At 67.0% G+C, this 17750-nt stretch carries 16 protein-coding genes and 3 pseudogenes; 9 read left to right on the forward strand and 10 right to left on the reverse strand.

Annotated elements, in window-relative coordinates:
• Positions 1-469 precede the first annotated feature (469 nt).
• Both OHA58_RS00465 and OHA58_RS00470 read right to left on the reverse strand, forming a co-directional pair.
• A complete protein-coding gene (locus OHA58_RS00465) occupies positions 470-1588 on the reverse strand; it encodes a fatty acid desaturase family protein (RefSeq protein ID WP_405475088.1) in 1119 nt (372 codons plus the stop codon).
• 7 nt (positions 1589-1595) lie between these two features.
• Positions 1596-2651: a ferredoxin reductase gene (locus OHA58_RS00470; protein WP_405475090.1), complete on the reverse strand. Its 1056-nt coding sequence runs from the start codon at positions 2649-2651 to the stop codon at positions 1596-1598.
• A gap of 86 nt (positions 2652-2737) precedes the next feature.
• Between OHA58_RS00470 and OHA58_RS00475 the strand changes: the two genes are divergently transcribed.
• Together OHA58_RS00475 and OHA58_RS00480 are read left to right on the forward strand one after the other, a co-directional pair.
• Positions 2738-3877 (forward strand): PucR family transcriptional regulator, encoded by a 1140-nt coding sequence (locus OHA58_RS00475; protein ID WP_405475092.1) that lies wholly within the window; start codon positions 2738-2740, stop codon positions 3875-3877.
• Between the two features lie 554 nt (positions 3878-4431).
• On the forward strand, positions 4432-4770 hold the full coding sequence (locus OHA58_RS00480; protein ID WP_405475094.1) for a thioredoxin family protein: 339 nt from the start codon (positions 4432-4434) through the stop codon (positions 4768-4770).
• A gap of 397 nt (positions 4771-5167) precedes the next feature.
• Here the strand turns inward: OHA58_RS00480 and OHA58_RS00485 are convergent, their stop codons facing one another.
• A complete protein-coding gene (locus tag OHA58_RS00485; RefSeq protein ID WP_405475097.1) occupies positions 5168-5908 on the reverse strand; it encodes a helix-turn-helix domain-containing protein in 741 nt (246 codons plus the stop codon).
• Between the two features lie 286 nt (positions 5909-6194).
• Here OHA58_RS00485 and OHA58_RS00490 point away from each other — a divergent pair, with 286 nt between their 5' ends.
• The 4 genes and pseudogenes from OHA58_RS00490 to OHA58_RS00505 form a co-directional block, all read left to right on the forward strand.
• Entirely contained in the window at positions 6195-6866 is a 672-nt protein-coding gene (locus tag OHA58_RS00490) for a DUF4097 family beta strand repeat-containing protein (RefSeq protein WP_405475099.1), read from the forward strand.
• Between the two features lie 31 nt (positions 6867-6897).
• Positions 6898-7869 carry an ATP-binding cassette domain-containing protein gene (locus tag OHA58_RS00495; RefSeq protein ID WP_405475101.1) on the forward strand — a complete coding sequence of 324 codons (972 nt, stop codon included), beginning with the start codon at positions 6898-6900 and terminating at the stop codon, positions 7867-7869.
• Positions 7866-8657, forward strand: coding sequence for an ABC transporter permease (locus OHA58_RS00500; RefSeq protein ID WP_405475104.1), 792 nt, complete (start codon positions 7866-7868; stop codon positions 8655-8657). Before OHA58_RS00495 ends, OHA58_RS00500 begins: the two co-directional genes overlap by 4 nt.
• Before the next feature lie 131 nt (positions 8658-8788).
• A pseudogene (locus tag OHA58_RS00505) lies at positions 8789-8912 on the forward strand (transposase); the annotation flags it as partial.
• 118 nt (positions 8913-9030) lie between these two features.
• Here the strand turns inward: OHA58_RS00505 and OHA58_RS00510 are convergent.
• Positions 9031-9839, reverse strand: a protein-coding gene (locus tag OHA58_RS00510; protein WP_405475107.1) for an IS5 family transposase whose coding sequence is annotated in 2 segments (ribosomal slippage) — positions 9031-9500 and positions 9500-9839 — 810 coding nt in all. Because the reading frame shifts where the segments join, the coding sequence is not laid out codon by codon here.
• Between the two features lie 297 nt (positions 9840-10136).
• Between OHA58_RS00510 and OHA58_RS00515 the strand changes: the two genes are divergently transcribed.
• Positions 10137-10976 carry an IS5 family transposase gene (locus OHA58_RS00515; protein ID WP_405475110.1) on the forward strand — a complete coding sequence of 280 codons (840 nt, stop codon included), beginning with the start codon at positions 10137-10139 and terminating at the stop codon, positions 10974-10976.
• A gap of 472 nt (positions 10977-11448) precedes the next feature.
• On the opposite strand, the gene OHA58_RS00520 is transcribed toward OHA58_RS00515, so the two are convergent.
• Positions 11449-11994 (reverse strand): GIY-YIG nuclease family protein, encoded by a 546-nt coding sequence (locus tag OHA58_RS00520; RefSeq protein WP_405475112.1) that lies wholly within the window; start codon positions 11992-11994, stop codon positions 11449-11451.
• 1158 nt (positions 11995-13152) lie between these two features.
• Here OHA58_RS00520 and OHA58_RS00525 point away from each other — a divergent pair.
• A complete protein-coding gene (locus OHA58_RS00525; protein ID WP_405475115.1) occupies positions 13153-14205 on the forward strand; it encodes a PQQ-binding-like beta-propeller repeat protein in 1053 nt (350 codons plus the stop codon).
• Positions 14206-14424: 219 nt separating this feature from the next.
• Here OHA58_RS00525 and OHA58_RS00530 read toward each other — a convergent pair whose 3' ends face one another.
• The 5 genes and pseudogenes from OHA58_RS00530 to OHA58_RS00550 all read right to left on the reverse strand — a co-directional run.
• A complete protein-coding gene (locus tag OHA58_RS00530) occupies positions 14425-15063 on the reverse strand; it encodes a hypothetical protein (protein ID WP_405475118.1) in 639 nt (212 codons plus the stop codon).
• 92 nt (positions 15064-15155) lie between these two features.
• A complete protein-coding gene (locus tag OHA58_RS00535; protein ID WP_405475120.1) occupies positions 15156-15389 on the reverse strand; it encodes a hypothetical protein in 234 nt (77 codons plus the stop codon).
• A gap of 93 nt (positions 15390-15482) precedes the next feature.
• A pseudogene (locus OHA58_RS00540) lies at positions 15483-15872 on the reverse strand (transposase); the annotation flags it as partial.
• Positions 15873-16351: 479 nt separating this feature from the next.
• Complete coding sequence (locus OHA58_RS00545; protein WP_405475123.1) at positions 16352-16681, reverse strand: integrase core domain-containing protein; 330 nt, start codon at positions 16679-16681, stop codon at positions 16352-16354.
• A pseudogene (locus tag OHA58_RS00550) lies at positions 16665-16829 on the reverse strand (IS30 family transposase); the annotation flags it as partial. The gene OHA58_RS00545 and the pseudogene OHA58_RS00550, both read right to left, overlap by 17 nt.
• Before the next feature lie 67 nt (positions 16830-16896).
• Between OHA58_RS00550 and OHA58_RS00555 the strand changes: the two are divergent.
• Positions 16897-17705 (forward strand): IS5 family transposase gene (locus OHA58_RS00555; RefSeq protein WP_405475125.1). Its coding sequence is split into 2 segments (ribosomal slippage): positions 16897-17236 and positions 17236-17705, totalling 810 coding nucleotides; the frame shifts between segments, so codons are not numbered across the junction.
• Positions 17706-17750 lie beyond the last annotated feature (45 nt).

Genomic DNA, 17750 nt, shown 5'->3' on the forward strand with positions numbered 1-17750 from the left:
GCTCCCGGATTCGATCTCCAGGAACGAAGCCGCCAGGCTCGTGCCCCGCCGTGAGTGCAGCACTACCCGGCCCACGTCGACGGAGACCAGGGCCCGCCACCCGTCCCACTTCGGCTCACCCGCCCACCCCGGCAGCAGCGCAGGGGCGGACACAGGGGCGGCGAGCATCGGTTTGGGCAGTGTCCACCTCACAGCCCATGCCTTCCACCCAGCCCGCCCGTCGGCAAACCGAGTGCGCGTACGCACCCGACTACCGGCCCGACCACAGCAGGTCAGCGCACTACAACACCTCGCCGAGGGCTGTGTGCTGAGCTCCTGGCGCACGTCCAGGCAGCGCAGCCGGACACCGGGCTGCCCGGATCCCGTGTCGTACGGTCTGATGTCACGGCCGCCCACCGTCCGCAACGGATCTCACCGAACCCCGGCGGTGCCGCCGGTACGGCCGAAAGATCTGAACCAATACCGGGAATCAGACCGCGACGAGCTCCTGCTCGCGGTCCGGCGTCTTGACCATGGGCTTCTTGTTCGGCAGCGAGAGCCGGAAGACCTTGCGCCACGCGGAGAACACCTGCTTGGGCAGCGGCCCGGTGACGTACTCCAGCTCGTACTTTTCGAACAGCGCGCGCACCTTCACCGCGACCTCGGCGTACCGGTTGCTCGGCAGGTCCGGGAACAGGTGGTGCTCGATCTGGTGCGACAGGTTGCCGGTCATGAAGTGCATGGCCCTGCTGCCGCTGATGTTCGCCGAGCCCATCATCTGGCGCAGGTACCACTGGCCGCGCGTCTCGCCCTTGATCGACCGGCGCTCGAAGACCTGCACGCCCTCGGGGAAGTGCCCGCACATGATCACCGAGTGGGACCAGATGTTGCGGACCAGGTTCGCGGTGAACGTGGCGGCGAGCGTGGTGAGGAACGACGGGCCCGACAGCAGCGGGTGGATCACGTAGTCCTTGAGCACCTGCTTGCGGATCTTGCGGCCCACGGCCTTGGCCCGCGCGCGGAACTCCGGGTTCTTGCGGCGGCGCATGTGCAGGTTCTTGCCGAGCTCCAGGTCGTACGCCGCGATGCCGTACTCGAAGAAGCAGGCGTTGAGGAAGTTCCACAGCGGCTGGCCGAGGTGGAACGGGTGCCACTTCTGGTCCTCGTCGACGCGCATGATGCCGTAGCCGAGGTCGTTGTCCTTGCCGATCACGTTGGTGTACGTGTGGTGCAGCTCGTTGTGCGAGTGCTTCCACTGCTCGGACGGCGAGACGTGATCCCACTCCCAGGTGGTGGAGTGGATCTTCGGGTCCCGCATCCAGTCCCACTGGCCGTGCAGGATGTTGTGGCCGATCTCCATGTTGTCCATGATCTTCGCCACGGACAGACCGGCGGTGCCGAGCAGCCACGCGGGCGGGAAGAACGAGAACAGCAGCACGCCCCTGCTGACCAGTTCGAGTTTGCGCTGCGCCGAGATGACCTTGCGGATGTAGGCGGCGTCTTTCTCGCCGCGGCCAGCGATCACCTCGTCGCGGATCGCGTCCAGCTCGCGGCCGAGCTCCTCGATCTGCTCCGCGGTCAGGTGGGCGGTGGGGTCGATGGCGGTCAAGGTGCTCCTACCGTTCGATGTCGCAGGGGCCCGCCGCGGCGGACACGCAGGTCTGGATGAGGACGCCCGGCTCGGCCTCGGTGATCTCACCGGTGCGCAGGTCGCGGACGGCGCCCGCCTTGAGCGGCGTGACGCAGCCGAAGCAGATGCCCATGCGGCACCCGGAGGGCATGAGCACCCCGGCCTCCTCGCCGATGTCCAGCAACGGCGTGGCGCCGTCCGCGTCGACGGTCCTGCCGGTGGCGCTGAACGTGACCTCGCCGCCGTCGCCGGCGACGACGATGCCGGGGCGGAAGCGTTCGGTGTGCAGGCGCTCTTGTACGCCGTGCTCGGTCCAGTGCTCTTCGGCGGCGTCGAGCAGGCCCGCGGGCCCGCAGGCCCAGGTCTCGCGCTCGGCCCAGTCGGGCACGAGTTCGTCGAGACGGGCGATGTCGAGCATGCCGTCTGTGTCGGTGTGCACCTCGGTGAGCCGCAGCTTCTTGTCCGCGACCAGGTCGTGCAGTTCGTTGCGGAAGATCACGTCTTGCGGCTGTGGCGCGCAGTGGACCATGACGACGTCGTCGAACTCGATGTCACGCAGCATGCCCATCACGGGCGTGATGCCGCTGCCGGCCGTCAGGTAGAGCACCTTGGCGGGCTTGGCCTGCGGCAGCACGAAGTCACCGGTCGGCTGGTCGAGCTGGATCAGCGTGCCCGGTTTCGCCCTGCGGACCAGGTGGTTGCTGACCTTGCCGTCCGGGATCGCCTTCACGGTGATCGTGACGCGGCCGTCCTGGCGGTTTGTCGGCGAGGTGACCGAGTAGGCACGCCACAGGCGCACCCCGTCGACGTCGACCCCGATCCGCACGTACTGACCGGCTGTGTGGCCGCGCCAGCCCCGTCCCGGCCTGATCACGATGGTCGCGGCGTCACCCGTTTCGGGGTGCACGGCCTCGATGCGCCCACGCAGGTCAGCGCCCGCACGCAGGGGGCTGACCAGGTCGAGGTAGTCCGACGGCAGCAGCGGCGTCGTGACCATCTCCAGCAGTTTCCACGCCCTGCTGCGGAGGGCTGTACTCGTCATGACTCCAGCTTGCTGCGCCTCAGGGCGTAAAGTCCTGACCACAGGACGTAAATCTGGTCGGCTGAATTGTTCGTAGGGAACAAAACATGAGCCATGCAGTCCGGAGGGCCAGCGAACTGGCCTTGGATGAGACGACGGTCACCGCACTTCGGGCCGCGCTGAAGAGCACCGCCGACGAGGTCGTCCAGGCGATCATCGACGAGGTCCCTCCCTACGCAGGCGCTCTTTCGGGCCGCATGGGCGCCACCATCCGCCGAGCCGTCCGCACTGCCCTGGGGCACTACCTGGACCTCGCGAGCGGGAACGCCACGGGCGGCGACGCCGGTGACGCAGCCTACGAGCTGGGCCGCGGCGAGGTGCGCGACGGCCGTTCGATGGACGCCCTGCTCAGCGCCTACCGCGTCGGCGCCCGCGTGGCCTGGCGATGCCTGGCAGCGGGTGCCGTACCCGCAGGTCTGCCCGCCGCCGAGGTCGCCAAGTTCGCCGAGCTGACCTTCGCCTACATCGACGAGCTCTCCGCCGCGAGCGCCGCGGGCCACGCCGACGAACTGGCCGCCCGGGGCAGGGCCCACGAGCGCCACCTGGAACACCTGGCCCGCGACCTCCTCGCCGGCGCGAGCCCGGACGTGCTGCTGGCCTCTGTTCAACGGGCCGGGTGGCAGCCTCCGGTTTCGCTGACCGCGGTCCTGCTGCCCGCCGCCCAGGCCCGGCCTGCCTACCGCGCGCTCGACCCGAGCACCCTCGTCCTCGACGATCTGCCGGACGCCACCGGTGTGCTGCTCGTCCCCGATGCCGACCGAGCACATCTCTTGCGGCAGCTGACCGACCGCACCGCCGTGGTCGGCCCGGCCCGGCCATGGACCCGTGCGTCCGCCTCGTACGCACGAGCGGTTCGCGCGCGCTCCCTCTCCTCCGATATCCGCGACACCGAGGACCACCTGCCCGAGCTGGTGCTGAGCGCCGACGCGGACGCGTTCGCAGACCTGCGGGCCCGAGCCCTCGCACCGCTGCGGACCTTGCCCGCCGCGACCGCACAGCGGCTGGAGGAGACGTTGCGGGCGTGGCTGCTGCACCAGGGCAGACGGGACGAGGTGGCGGCGGCACTGTTCGTCCATCCCCAGACGGTCCGCTACCGGATGTCGCAGCTGCGGGAGCTGTTTCCGGATCTCGCATCGCCACAACGGGTCCTTGAACTGACGCTGGCGGTCGGTCTTCGGGTCAGCTGACGCGAACTTCGACCGTCCACGCCCGCGGCCGCGAGCGGTCCAGGAATCGTGCCTCGTTCTCGGTGCCATCAGCTGGCTCATGCGGCCCCGGGAAGAGCGGTATTAGCCAGCTGAGACCGGGGGTTGATGTGAAGACCAGACAAGGCCTCGGTAAGCCCGTCGGGGACGCTGTCTCTGAGAAGCGCGGTGGCGGATACGGCTCGACTGGATCCGGTGGACGATGCGCACCGGCCCGCTCGTCGACGCGCTCATCGAGCATCTGGTCGGTGATCTGGGCCGCTTGGCCCTGGAAAACGGCTTTCATGTCGTCGTGGAGGGCGCTGTCCTGGCACGAGCTGACCCACGGGCGCGCGGCGGGCTGCAGCTGGGTGACCGGCGGGGCGGCCAGGCCGGGTCACCAGGGGCGGGCCGCTCGCGCCGGGGACCACCGTGGTTCTGCGACGGCCCCGTGCCCCCCTTCCGGCAGGTCAACCGTACGACCGACCGGGCCGGCCTGGCACACCGCGCGAGGGAAGATGGGGATGGAATGACGGAACGTAAGGTCAGGAGCTTCCATGGCGAAGCAGGTTCACCGACCCCGTGAGGACGCGGAGTTCAATTTCATCCTCGGGATGAGCGGAGTTCCGGTCCTCGCATACTTCACCGGGACGTGGCCCAAGGCAATCGAGCCCTGCCGGGTGATGGACCTCGTTGTGGGTGGCATCGCCGACGACTACACGGGCCGCCTGACGGTCGTCCGCGCCGACATCACGCGTTGTCCGGCCGCAACCGAGCGATACGGGATCACCGGAGCCCCGTCCTGCGTCCTGCTGAAGGAGGGAGAGGCGGTGGCGCACAGCACGGGGCCTATGACCATCGCCGAGGTACGGAACTTCCTGGACGGCCACCTCTGAGCGGCCGCTGCGGCACATGGCCGCGACGCCCGTCACGTCTCGTCTATGGGAGCTGCGCCGTCTGAGACACCTGGGGGCTGAGACACCCCCACAGGTCACATAACGCCGTCGAGCGCGGTGTTGTCGGGCAAGTCGGCGGCTGCGGGCTGCGGCTGCGGCTGCGGCTGCGGCTGCGGCAACGATCTCGGGAAATGCCCCCGTCAGATCACCGCCGGAGCGGGACCGGGTCAGCACGCGATCGCCGGGCCACCGGCCCACGAGTGCCCGGTAGCCGTCCCACCCTGGAGACGACAGGCCACCACGGCCGGCGGGCTGAGGTCCGGCGAACGCGCCCCGCTTCACGTCTGGATCCCGGATAACCTCCCCATATCCGGGCGGCTTGGGCCCTGAGGGACGGTCAGGTGGTGCTGTCCTTCGGCGGTTCGGGCTGGGTATGGAGGATGTCCCGGGCCTGCTCGGCCGCGCGCGCAATGCTTTCGGAGACGAAGTCGAGGAAACGGGCGATGTTCTCCAGACGGGTCGCCGCCGGAGTGCCCGACCCGAGAACACCGACACCCTGCCGCGCGACGTCGACCATGTGGGCGGTGGAGCGGGCGGACGCCATCATCGACTGGTACATGATGTCGTTGTCCACGACATAGCGCTCCCGGCGCCGTTCATCACGCTCCCGGCGGACCATGCCCTGACTCTCCAAAAACGCGACCGCCTTCGAGACGGACGCAGGGCTCACCTGCAGACGCTGGACGAGCTCGGCCGCGGTGAGACTGCCCGTGTCGGTGAGGGTCAGGCAGGACATCACCCGCGCCATCATCTTCGGCGTGCCCGACTGTATGAGAACGGTCGTGAACGTCTCCTCGTACGCGCGCACCGCCTCCGCATCACGCCCATAAGCCTGCGAAGACGTGCCACCCGCGCCCTCGTCCCGGGGCGCGGCCTGCTTACGGCGGGCACGCTGTTCCGTGGCCCGGTGCGCGAGGTCCGCGCGGTAGGCGGTCGGGCCGCCGTTGCGCAGCACCTCGCGCGTGATTGTCGACGTTGGACGCTCCAGGTTTCTGGCGATCTCGGCATAGGCGAGGCCGTCGGCCAGCCCCAGGGTGATCTGCTGGCGTTCCTGTTGGGTGAGTCTGCCTCCTGGCATTGCTGTCTCCCTCTTCTTCGCAACCATGCGCCAGTGCCTGGCATACCTGTCTCGCGCCCAGTGTCCGACGTCCGCAACTGAGGTCCGCCCGGCCGACTATAGCGTTCACTCTCATTTCATTGCAACGACGGGCAGTGGACCTGTTGCATTAGAGCCCAGACCATTGCAATGAAATCCCTGCAACTACCTGCAGTTATAGGGTTCTTGCGCAACAAGACTGTTGCTCGATCCTTGAATGCAACGTAGCGTTTCGCCCATCAGAAACAACGGATTCAAGGAGCACACCATGCAGAAGTTCGACACCCCCTCCCCCGTCACCGCCGTCCTGGACATCCCCGCGGGCCGCATCCGGTTCATCGCCGCCGACCGCGCCGACACATGCGTCGAGATCCTGCCCGCCGACAAGTCCAAGAGCCGCGACCTCAAGGCCGCCGAACAGACCACGGTCACCTACGCCGACGGTGTTCTGCGCATCGAGGCGGCAGCTTCGAAGAACCGGATCCTGGGCAACTCCGGTTCCGTCGAAGTGACCGTCCAGCTGCCCGCCGGCTCCCGCGTCGAGGCGAAGACTGCCGCCGCCGAACTGCGCGGTGTGGGACGTCTCGGCGACGTCACCTTCGAGGGCGCGCAGGGCACGGTCAAGCTCGACGAGACCACCGGCGCCCGCCTCACCCTCCAGGCCGGAGACATCCTGGTCGGCCGCCTGAACGGCCCCGCGCAGATCAGCACGCAAAAGGGCGACCTGAACATCGCCGAGGCCACGAGCGGGACGGTCGAACTGCGCACCGAGTTCGGTGACATCACCATCGGCGCCGCCCGCGGCGTGTCTGCCGCTCTGGACGCCGGCACCACCTACGGCCGCATCCACAACACCCTCAAGAACACCGACGGCGCCACCGCCGCACTCACCATCCACGCCACCACCGCCCACGGCGACATCACCGCCCGCAGCCTCTAAGCCACCCACAGGTCTCGAAGGAGCGCCTTTCATGAGTACTTTGGCCATCGCGGCGAACGGGCTGCGCAAGTCCTACGGCGACAAGACCGTCCTTGACGGCATCGACCTGGCCGTCCCTGAGGGAACGGTGTTCTCCCTGCTCGGGCCGAACGGCGCCGGCAAGACCACCGCGGTCAAGATCCTTTCCACCCTCCTCTCCCCCGATCCCGCCTCTGGCGAGATCCGCGTCGGCGGGCACGACCTCGCGACCAAGGCGCAGGCGGTGCGGGCTGCGATCGGTGTCACCGGGCAGTTCTCCGCCGTCGACGGCCTGATCACCGGCGAGGAGAACATGCTCCTCATGGCCGACCTGCACCACCTCCCCAAGTCCGAGGGGCGGCGCGTCGCCGCCGAACTCCTCGCGCGCTTCGACCTCACCGACGCAGCGAAGAAGCCCGCCTCCACCTACTCCGGCGGTATGAAGCGCCGCCTCGACATCGCCATGACGCTGGTCGGCAACCCGCGGATCATCTTCCTCGACGAGCCGACCACCGGCCTCGACCCCCGCGCCCGGCACAACATGTGGGGCATCATCCGCGAGCTGGTCTCCGACGGTGTCACCGTCTTCCTCACCACGCAGTACCTCGACGAGGCCGACGAACTCGCCGACCGTATCGCCGTGCTCAACGACGGCAGGATCGCCGCCGAGGGCACCGCCGAGGAACTCAAGCGGCTCATCCCCGGCGGACACATCCGGCTCCGGTTCACCGACCCGGACGCCTACCGGTCCGCCGCCCTCTCACTGCGCGAGGCCCACCGCGACGACGAGGCGCTCGCGCTGCAGATCCCCAGCGACGGCAGCCAGCGCGAGCTGCGCTCCATCCTCGACTGGCTGGACTCGGTCGGCATCGAGGCGGACGAGCTGACCGTGCACACCCCCGACCTCGACGACGTGTTCTTCGCCCTCACCGGCAGCGCCACCGTCCCCAACCAGCCCAACCAGCCCAAGGAGGAAGCCCGATGAGCTCCCTGTCCCTCGCCGTGCGCGACTCTTCCACGATGCTGCGCCGCAACCTCCTGCACGCCCGCCGCTATCCGTCGCTCACCCTGAACCTGCTGCTCACGCCGATCATGCTGCTGTTGCTGTTCGTCTACATCTTCGGCGATGTCATGAGCGCCGGCATCGGCGGCCACGGCGCCGACCGCTCCGTCTACATCGCCTACATCGTCCCCGGCCTGCTCCTGATGACGATCGGCTCCACCACCATCGGAACCGCCGTCTCCGTCTCCAACGACATGACCGAGGGCATCATCGCCCGCTTCCGCACCATGGCCATCCACCGCGGCTCCGTCCTCATCGGACACGTCATCGGCAGCGTCCTGCAATGCATCACGAGCGTGGTGCTAGTCGGGGCCGTCGCCGTGGCGATCGGGTTCCGGTCCACGGACGCCACCGCCCTTGAATGGCTGGCTGCGTTCGGGCTTCTCGTGCTGTTCGCAACAGCGCTCACCTGGATCGCGGTCGGTATGGGGTTGATCAGCCCGAACGCCGAGGCTGCCAGCAACAACGCCATGCCCCTGATCCTGCTGCCCCTCCTGTCCAGCGCCTTCATCCCCACCGACACCATGCCCGGCTGGTTCCAGCCCATCGCCCAATACCAGCCCTTCACCCCCGCCATCGAAACCCTGCGCGGTCTCCTCCTCGGCAGCGAGATCGGCAACAACGGCTGGCTCACCATCGCCTGGAGCCTCGGCCTAACCGTCCTCGGCTACTACTGGTCCAAGGCGAAGTTCAACGACGACCCGAAGTAGCCCGTATGACCAGGCGGACCACCACGCAAAACCCGCACGCACCACCCCGTGACGGCAACACAACCCCTACCGCACCACCTCGTGGCGGCGCACCCCGACACCACGTCGGAGTACGCCGCCACACCCGTACGCGCAAGGATCAGCGGGCGAAGGGTGACTGCCTATCTGCGGGGACTGATGCTGGACGGGCGGCGTAAGTCGATCCAACCGATGGCAGAGCGACTGCCGGACGGCAACGAGCAGAACCTGCAGCAGGCGCCGCCCCGAACAGAAGACCGCTGCCGCCGAGCCACCCCGCCAGATACCACGAACTCCATAGTCCAGCCGCATACGCCCTACGACCAGGCTCTCAAACAGTCACTAACTGATGGTTTCAGAATGAGGTTCGGAGTCGTCTCAAGCAGATGATGCTGCAGGCGAACTGAAGCAGGCCCAGGTGGAGGTCGGCACGTATCTCGTAGCGAATCCGAAGCCGCTTGAACTGGTGGAGCCAGGCAAAGGTGCGCTCGACGACCCAGCGGGTCTTGCCCAGGCCGGAACCGTGCGGGACTCCGCGGCGGGCGATCTTGGGTGTGATCCCACGGGCGCGGACGAGACGCCGGTACTTGTCGTAGTCGTAGCCGCGGTCGGCGAAGAGCCGCCGGGGCCGGTGGCGGGGTCGGCCACGTAGGCCACGGATGCGGGGTACGGCGTCCAGCAGCGGCATGAGCTGGGTGACATCGTGACGGTTTCCACTGGTCAAAGAGACGGCGAGCGGGGTGCCCTGCCGGTCGACGATCAGGTGGTGCTTGCTTCCGGGCCGGGCCCGGTCGACCGGCGAAGGTCCGGTGTGAGCCCCCCTTTGAGGGCACGCACGTGCGATCCGTCGATCGCCGCGTCGTCCATCTCGAGCAACCCGGCAGCCCGTAACTCGGCCAGCAGCACCTCGTGCAGCCGGGGCCAGACACCCGCCTCGGTCCAGTCCCGCAGACGCCGCCAGGCCGTCACCCCGCTGCAGCCGACCTGCTCCGCGGGAACGTCCCGCCAGCTCACGCCCTTGCACAGCACGTAAACGATGCCCCGCAACGCAGACCGGTCATCCACCGGCAACCGCCCGGGATACCGGTGCCGCCGAGCCGGACGAGCCGGCAACAGCGGCACGACGCGATCCCACAGATCATCAGGCACAAGGTCAGCAGACACCTACCAAATCCTGCCGACACACCACCCAACCGCCAAGCCCCACAATGAACTTCATTCTGAAACCATCAGTAAGAGGGCGTTTAACCTGTATTTAGGCCGTTATTAGCGAGTTTGGGAGTCGACTTGTCTGTGGCTACTGAGGCTGGTGTGAACGGTGGTGTAGGAGTCCGCGACTTCGGCGCCGTGTTGGCCTGGCTGCTCCTGTTTCATCCCAAGGCGCCGGGTTGTGCGCCGTGTGCTTCGGGCGCCGGTGTCTGCGCCCGGGCCTGCCGGGTCGGGGGTGGGTAGCTCGGAATCATGTCTGAACGTCGCCGCTATCCCAGTGACTTGTCCGATGCCCGGTGGGAGTTGGTCGAGCCGGTCCTGACAGCGTGGCGGTCCGAGCGCCGCGGCCGCGGCCTGGACATCGGCCGGCCGCCGGACCACGACCTGCGGAGCCTGCTGGACGCGGTCCTCTACGTGAACCGCACCGGGATCCCCTGGCGCTACCTGCCGCACGACCATCCGCACTGGAACACGGTCTATGCCTACTTCGCGCGCTGGCAGGAAGAGGGTGTCTTCGACCAGCTCAACAGTCTCCTCCGCCGGCAAGTCCGCAGGCAGGAAGGCCGGGAGGAGGAGCCGACCGCGTGTGTCATCGACTCTCAGAGCATCAAGACCTCCACTAACGTGCCTGCCTTTGAGCAGGGCATCGACGCCGGCAAGAAGATCGTCGGGCGCAAGCGCAGCATCGTCATCGACACCGTCGGGCTCCTCCTTGGAGTCCTCGTCACCGCGGCCAGCGTGCAGGACTCCATCGCCGGCCAGACGCTTATCGAACGGGTCGCCACCGAGCATCCCGCCGTCCGCAAGACCTGGGTCGACGGCGGCTACCGCCAGCACCTCGTCGAACACGCCGCCACCCTGGGCATCGACATGCACATCGTCCGCCGCGACCACGCCACCAAGGGATTTGCCGTCCTGCCCCGCCGTTGGACCGTCGAGAGAACCTTGGGCTGGCTCATGAACCACCGACGCCTTGCCCGCGACTACGAAGCCCACCCACACCGCTCCGAAGCCATAATCCGCCTCGCGATGATCAACCTCATGACCCGCAGACTCACCGCCGAATCCACTCCCACATGGCGCGGAGCATGAACCACACTCAACCCAGCAAATCGGGATGAAACAACGGGACGAAACGCCCTCTTAGATGTGCCGGATGGCACTGCCGGAGAGCTACGCCTTATAAGTTGTCCGATCTTGATCCGGGGGCGTCAGCTGGCATCCGCCAGATGACTCGCTGGCCTGGCCAGAGGGCCTGCCCGACTTCGACGGATGCCAGCGGACGGCCGCGGACTGAGCAGCGTTTGAGACCACCATTGAGACCACGACCGACAAGGTACGGGCTCCATTTCGACGCCTACGCACCCACGCCCGAGGTGCGACGCAGGGAGGTACCGTCTGCCTCGGGATCACCGCTTTAGGAGTTCGATCGCCTTGTCGCGCGGCGTGCCGAAACGGGGGTGGGTGGTCGCCCGTGGGTCCGGCTCTGGCCGCGTCGGTGCACCATCGTTCGCCGTCGTTGATGTCAGCTGGTGATGTCAGCTGGTGATGTCAGCCTGACGGGCTATGCGCTGATGGGCAACTCGCGTGCCCGCCCCCGGGCTTGGGCCCTCAGCTCCTTGAGGCGGTCATAGAAGGCGTTGTCGCGGTTCTGGTCGAGATTCAGCGGCAGGTCGAGTTGAGAGATGAGCTCCGACTCCATGGTCCACGGTTTGTCATGCTCGATCCAGCACACCCGGGCGTTCTCCGCCATCCACTGGCTGAGGGCAGTTTCCCCGGCCTTGCCGAAGGTCATGCGCTTCCCGCTGCCTACGCGGCGCAGCTCAAGCCCGAGCAGACAACCGAGGGAGAGGCGAAGCGTTGATCCAGCCGCATTGCCCCGGTAGTGATACCGCACGCGCTTGCGCAGGTTCTGCGTGCTTGTCCGGTTAGCGATGTGTCGCGGCGCTATGCCAACGTAGAGCAGGCGCCCGGCAGCGACGTCTACGCATGGAGTCATTTCGAAATGCCACCCGTAGACCCCGGCCGCCGCCGGCACTGGGCTGGGACGCAACAGGACCTCCTGCGCCGACCACAGCCGATCCGGTTCGGTGAGAGCAGCATGCGCCATGGAGCCTCCAAAGTCGGCAAAGGCTGTTGGCCGCAGGCTACTGCCTGAGTACTCGGTCCCCAGCTCCAGACCGGGCACCGCCGCTTTGTAAGGGCGGACGTGACCGGGAGGAAGGACGGCCAGGTCGCCCCGGGTGTAGCCGCAGCCCGGGGCAACGGCGCATCTCGACTGCGGCGAGCCGTTGTTGACCGTGAATGACCGTGCAATGTGGCACGGCTGTGGCGCGGGGACCGCTTCGTCCCGAAGAAACGGGTGGGGGCGCTGCCTTGGGCTGGTGTGGCCCCCACCTGCGGTGGCCGTCCATGCACGTCCGTGCTTGTCCGCTGCTGTTCGTCCGCGTTGGACCGGTCACTGGAGGTCATACCGGTCGGGCTACGGCCGTATAGGGACGCTGTCGGACGGGGCCGGTTGCTGCGGTTGCTGTACTTCGCTGCTGTACCGCAGCGAAGTCAGCCTGCACTACACGTGACTCGTGGTCGCCCTGCTCAGGGGCCACGTCTACCGGCCGGAACGGCAGGCTGCGCAGGTCCCCACCAACACGCTTTCCAAGTCTGTTGGTCGGGTTCTGGCGGTGGTCCGCTGTGGTTCACGCGCGTTCGTTCCAGGTCGTCAGCGGTGCCCGATTGAACCTGTCGTACCGGTGCGAACGACTCCGAACGGCAGTGAGTGAGACGGAAACTGAGGCGGCCCATGGCCCTCGCTCTCAGAGCGCAAACCAGGCAGAACCCCAGGGAAATGTACAGAGGCCCTCGGGAACCACCTGGCGAGCCACGGCAACCACACCGCAGCCCTTGTGCTGCCCTTCTGCGGAAGGTGAGAATCCCTCAGCCATCGGGTCACGGTGATCAGGGGCAGGGCCGAGGGGCTGTTGTGGCGCGACGGATGAATTTGCTCGGAGAACCAGGAGTGGGACTGTCGGGGGGACCGGGCAAGCCTGTTCCAAACGTTGCGGAAGTGCGGGCGCTGGGCCGCGTTCAGGTGTGGGGTCTGCTCATCGCGCTGCTCCTCCTCGCGGTGAGCCACTTGTGGGTGCACAGGCAGCACCAGCCACGGGACGTGGTCACTGGAGCCCACGGCCCCTTTCCCGCCGCGTTCGGCGCCGGGGCCCCGGTCGCGCCTGAACGCGTCGTACGTCGGACTTCGGGATTCGATGAAGCCTTGGTCCACGGACTGTACGTACACGAGACAGGTTCGCTCTCCGGCGTGAGGGCGGTGAACGTGCGGACCGGCAAGGAGTACTGGCGCTACGAGCGCCCAGACTCGGAGCCAGGTGTGGATACGTTCGACGTGTCGGAACGCACCGTGGTGGCCGCCTTCGACGAAGGGAGGCTCATCGGCGTCGATCTGCGCACGGGCAAGCCGCTGTGGCACGTAGACATCCAGCATGCCAAGGGCTTTCGGACCACGGTGCTTGCCGGCGGCCAAGCTCTCACCGAGGCCCCCGGTGCCGTGCGTGCCTTCGCCGAGCGCGACGGCCGGAGTCTGTGGACTGCGAAGACGCCCAAATCCTGCCCCGACGGACTCGTGATCAGGGCGTACGCCCTGCCGGGCCACCTGAGCGTCGTCTCTTTGGTCTGCAACGTGACGAGCCCCAACAGGGACGCGTACGACCTCCTGCTCGGCATCGACAACCGCACGGGCAAGGTTCTGTGGCAGCAGCACAGCGCGGACCTCGGGCTGATGGTCAGGGGAGGCGAGCACACGCTGGTCATCCCTCATTCGGACCACCTGTGGGGCATTCAGCTGCTCGACGTGAACCGCCAAGGGGTCGCTGCGCGCGCTCTCACTGCCGCCGATGCGTGGGACGCGGTCGCCGCGGGAGGCGGCATCGTACTGTCGGCCATCGGCCCCGGTTACTGGTCCGAGGAGGACCACGACGCTCTCCTGCGCGCCTACCGCACCCGGGACGGACACCTTGCTTGGCAGCTGCGGGCGCCGACCGGCCAGGCGTACGGGTTCCCCGAGGTCGCCGACGGCCGGGTGTACGTCGTACGCCAGCCGTTCCTCACAGGGAAGGACACGGGTCGCCGGATCCGCGCCGACCTGCTCGTCCTCGACTCGGGCACCGGGCGCCTGCTCCACACCCTGCGGCTGCCGGCCATGACCGTTCCGGACGAGAGCAGGGAACTCGACGTACGTGACATCGGCGACAGGGCGCTGAGCATCGGCTGGCATGACAATGAGGGAGCCGTGCTGATCGCCACGGACTGACCCTTCCCTCGTGGCGCGCACCTCGCCATCACCCAGCCCAATGGGCCTGGTGGCGCGTGACACGTCTTTCCGCATGAGGTCAGCGGAGTCTCAACGGCGAGGCAAGGCTGTCAACAAGCTTGAAAACCGTCGTGGCGCGAGTCACCGTGGGTTCAAATCCCACACCCACCGCGCAGGTTGACGGGAGTTATTGTCAAGAGTTGTGGATCAGTGTCACGCTCACGGCGATTCGCGGTCCAGGTGTGCATGGGTTTCGATGGGGTCTTGGAATACAAGTCGTGGGACATCGGCCGTGATCCAAGGCTCCGGTCTGCCCCGGGGAAGCGCGGGTGCCAGGGCCCAGAACCCCGCTTGTACGCGGTCCTCGGTGTACTCCCAGATGTTCTCGGTCACCCGCAGCGACACCCTTCCCCCAGGCAGCGGCTCCACCTCGTGGAAGGCGCCGGTGTCCCGGAGACGGCCGATGCCCCCGAGTTCCGACACGACTCCCGGGGAGCAGACCGTCCACCAGGAATACCCTCGCAAGGTGGACTCCATCTCGGGGTATGTGTCCTCAAGGAGCAGTCCGAGGGCGGCCTCCAGCGCGGTCCTTCCAGTGGCGGACTCGGTGTCGTCCGCGACACTGCCGTAGAGGATGTCGTCGTGGGCGCTCACCTGCGAGCGGAAGAACCGGGTCCATCTGCGCTGTGCCGCGTGCCGGGCGACCGGGTCGTCGAATTCCTCAGTCGTACGGGATGCGCTCAGCGAAACCAGTTCCGGGGTCTCGTTCTCCCGCGCGACTGTCACGTCGAGCCACGGTATGTCGGGATGTCCATCGGGACCGATGCGTCTCAGAACGAGCTTCGATTCGCCCGGCATGCTTTCCAGATCCCGGAGGAAGGTGTGCCAGTTCCTCGGTGACCAGGGAACCTCGTAAGGCTTCTGCCGTCGCTTGACGGGCGCGAGGACCGTCAGTGACGCCCACAGGGTTCCGGGTTCCGCTTTTCCTTGCTGATGGCAAGGGCGCCAGCCGAGAAATCCAGGTTGTATCCGAATTCGTCACCAAGCGCCCCGGCAAGCTCGGCCAGAGCCGCTGTGATCCACCGCTCCGCCATCATGCGGAACGCGTGGCCGTCGCCTGGACAGGGCAGGTTGAGCTCAGCACGGAGAATCGAGTTCAGCCTGATCTCCCGCTTCGCCGCCATAGCCCGCTCCCTTGCATGGTGTCGTGGCGCCTGACCGGTCATCGTGACCTGATCTTATGCCGCGAGGGTCTTGGGGTGTTCGACGAGGTGGCCTCACTCGAAGCACGCCCCGGCCCTCACCAAGGCCACGACATGGGGTGCGTTGACGGCCCACCAGCGGGCCTGAGCGGACTCGATCGACGAGCTTGAAGGCCATGGCCAGAGCGGCCGCGCGGGAGCCTGCGCCCTTGGTCACCTTCGTCCGGAGCCGCACGGTCGCGAAGGTCGACTCGATCGGGTTCGTGGTCCGCAGGTGGATCCAGCGCTCGGCGCGGAATTCGTAGAAGGCCAGCAACTCGTCCTGTCCGTGATCTTCTTGACGGCCTTGGGGAACTTCGCCCCGTACTGCTGGGCGAACGCCTTGACCGCCTTGGCCGCGTGTTCTTTGTCCTCGGCGTTGTAGATGTCCTGGAGCGCCTTCTTCGCTCCGGTCTGGGCCGACTTGGCCGCGGGTTCCCGCTGTTCCCCGGTGTTCCCCGCTCGGTCGGGCACGGCTGGGGCACAGCAGCGTGCTGCATGGAGCAACTCCCCCTGGAGTGTCTTGCCTCCAGTACATAAGTCGGGAGAGGCGCCCAAGGAGAACAGGGAAGCGTTCTGACCTGTGATGCTTCGCACGCCTAGGCGCAGCGGACGTACTAGGGCCCCTCAGGTGATCACTGAGGGGCCCTAGCGTTGTTCGGGGTGATGAGACGCAAGCGAGCCAAGTCGACGCTCAGCGCCCGTCTCCAAAGCGCCGTACGCGCTAGTGTGATCGTCTGCATGATCAGTGACGGTTGTACTCGCGTAGCGACAAGGGGACTTGGTGAACCGCACGGGGTGGGCCACGCTTGCGGCAGCGTCGGTGATGTTATTCGGATGCGGTAAGCCGGATCCTTCTGGGCACAGCCCCGACGCAGTGAACCGTTCCGGGTTTGATCGAGACTCTAGGTTGTGACTGTGACCTGGGGTTTCGTGGTTGCTCGGTAGTAGTTGTTCTCGTATTCGACGGGTGGGATGTGCCCGATCTCACCGTGGAGTCGGCGGTGGCAGTACCAGTCGACCCACTCAGCAGTGGCCAGCTCGACCTCGGACAGCGTCTTCCAAGGTCGGCGGGGCTTGATCAGCTCGGTCTTGAAGAGTCCGATCGTGGACTCCATCAGGGAGTTGTCGTACGCGTCGCCGACCGATCCGATCGACGCGGCGATGCCGGCCTTCTCGAGGTGCTCGGCAAGTGCGAACGATGTGTACTGCTCAGATTCAACTGGTCGATGCAACACCGTCTTGTTGGAGCAACTGTAGGTGCTCGTTGAACGCTTCGGCGGGTGTCTTCCAGCCGAGTGTTTTTCGTGGTCGAGTGTTCAAGGCGTGAGCGACTGCCTCGATCTCCTCGGCGCTCCAGCGGGACAGGTCGGTGCCCTTACTGATCGTTTCAGAATGAAATCGTTGTGGTGGCTTGGCAGTTGGGTGTTGGGTCGGCAGGATCTGTTGGGTGTCTGCCGACCTTGTGCCTGATGACCTGTGGGAACGTATAGCCCCGCTGCTACCGGTGCGTCCGCCTCGGCGGCATCGGCATCCCGGGCGGTTGCCGGTGGATGACCGTGCTGCTCTGCGAGGCATCGTTTACGTGCTGTGCAAGAGCGTGAGCTGGCGGGACGTCCCCGCCGAGCGGATCGGCTGCAGCGGGGTGACGGCCTGGCGGCGTCTGCGGGACTGGACCGAAGCCGGAGTCTGGCCCCGCCTGCACGAAGTCCTGCTGGCGGAACTACGCAAAGAAGGCCTGCTGGAGATGGACGACGCCGCGATCGACGGCTCGCACGTCTGGGCTCTCAAAGGGGGGCTCACACCGGACCTTCGCCGGTCGACCGGGCACGCCCCGGCAGCAAACACCACATCATCGTCGACCGGCACGGAACCCCGCTCGCTATCACGCTGACCAGCGGAAACCGTCACGACGTCACCCAGCTCATGCCTTTACTGGACGCCATACCGCACATTCGCGGCCTGCGCGGCCGGCCCCGGCACCGGCCCCGGCGGCTGTTCGCCGACCGCGGCTACGACTTCGACAAGTACCGGCGCCTCGTCCGGGCTCGCGGGATCACACCCAAGATCGCCCGCCGTGGCACCCCGCACGGCTCCGGCCTGGGCAAGACCCGATGGGTCGTCGAGCGCACCTTCGCCTGGCTCCACCAGTTCAAACGACTCCGCATCCGCTACGAGATACGCGCCGACCTCCACCTCGGACTGCTCCAACTCGCCTGCAGCATCATCTGTTTGAGACGACTCCGGACCTCATTCTGAAACGATCAGTTAGGGAAGTACTGGCGCAGCAGGCCGTTGACGCTT

Origin of the sequence: Streptomyces sp. NBC_00009 (assembly GCF_045040855.1) — a bacterium.
Classification (GTDB): Bacteria; Actinomycetota; Actinomycetes; order Streptomycetales; family Streptomycetaceae; genus Streptomyces; species Streptomyces aureus.